Source organism: Psittacicella gerlachiana (assembly GCF_003585965.1).
GTDB lineage: Bacteria > Pseudomonadota > Gammaproteobacteria > Enterobacterales > Psittacicellaceae > Psittacicella > Psittacicella gerlachiana.
Map to the genome: position 1 here is coordinate 1 of NZ_NRJF01000208.1, position 1,418 is coordinate 1,418.

2 protein-coding genes are annotated in these 1,418 nt (G+C 33.9%); both read right to left on the reverse strand.

Going from position 1 to position 1,418, the window contains the following annotated elements; genetic code table 11:
• Window positions 1–15 precede the first annotated feature (15 nt).
• Window positions 16–534 carry a winged helix-turn-helix transcriptional regulator gene (locus CKF59_RS06655; protein ID WP_119535162.1) on the reverse strand — a complete coding sequence of 173 codons (519 nt, stop codon included), beginning with the start codon at window positions 532–534 and terminating at the stop codon, window positions 16–18.
• A gap of 456 nt (window positions 535–990) precedes the next feature.
• Window positions 991–1,418 (reverse strand): hypothetical protein (locus tag CKF59_RS06660; protein ID WP_222985656.1); only part of this gene is annotated, 428 nt, incomplete at its 5' end.

The window sequence follows — 1,418 nt, forward strand, 5'->3', positions numbered from 1 at the left end:
AGCTGTGGGTTTTATTTATGTATTAGGATTATCAAAAACCTTTTCGAGATCTTGAGCTTTAAGATCGGCAAAGAGTTTATTATATTGGGTGTTAAGTACTTGATCAAAGTTTTGACAAGAATCAATACCTCGTTCTTGTAGTTGTTGGTAAATTTTACCCATGTAGATATCATTAATATCAGCCTCAGGTGATTCAAGTCCCATGGTTTCTTGGAAGTGTTCACCCCAGTTTTTTAGGGCAACAAGTACCGGAACTAAACTAAAGCCAAGAGGAGTTAAAGAGTATTCAACTCTTGGTGGAACTTCAGGGTAAACTTTACGGGTTACTAAACCTTGTTTTACCATTTCCTTAAGAGTACTGGTAAGAACTTTTTGGGAAACCCCATCTAAACTTGCAAGAAGTTCACTATTACGTTTGGTTGAAACTAAAAGATCACGAATAATTAATAGTTTCCAACGTGAGGCAATTACTGACACCGTAAGGGCAATGGGACAATGAGGTAATTTTTCGAGAACCGAATTTAACTTGCTCATATTTACTCCAAAAGAAAAAAGTGTGAGCCTAAAGCTAGATTTATCTAGAGACTAAGCGCATATATAAGATAAGCTAGACCTATAAGCTAGTCTAAGGGAATTCTTGGTTACTAGAGAGCTTTTTTGTTTCTATAGTTACATTATAACCTATAGTTGCCAAAATGTCTCTATGGGAATAAACATAAAAAAATAGTCTAGTTGAGGACTAGACTAGGAGCTTGTTTTGAAGTTTTGTAAGGTATATTAATTGCCTAAGCAATTAAAGTTTATGAGTTAAAAGTAATTAAATCTTGCTTTTGATAAAGTGATAATTGTTGTTAATAATAAACTCACTCAAAAATTACCAATTAATTTAAGTATTGGCTGGGCATTGAACCATGGTTGATCCGTTGACTAGTTGTCAATGGATTTAATTAGTTGTAATGCACTTGAGCTTGTTTATTAAGTTAGGGACAATTATTTTTCATGGTCAAGATTTTGAGCTAAATTGTATTGTACTGCTAAATATTGAGCATTATTTAGTTTAGCTTCTACATTTACCGCTGTTAAAGCTTGATTAATTTCATTCGCACTTAAGTAAGCTGGAGCTAAAACTAAAACATTAGCAAATTGGTAGTAATTTGCAGGTAAATTTTTCGTATCGCCAACGGTAACCTCAACTAAACCTGATTGAGTTTTAGCAACTACGGCTAAGGGTTGACCTGCAATTTCTACCGTTGCTTCTTTAGTTACCACAGGGCTAGCTTTTTGATTTTGGCTAGTGTAAGGTTGTTGGTAGGCACTAGCTGGATCTTTAGTGCTAGCTTGAGCATTTAAAGTAGTAAAAGTTGCTAAAGTAATTAAGGTTGCAGTAAAAATATTTTTAATTTTCATAACTAGATCTC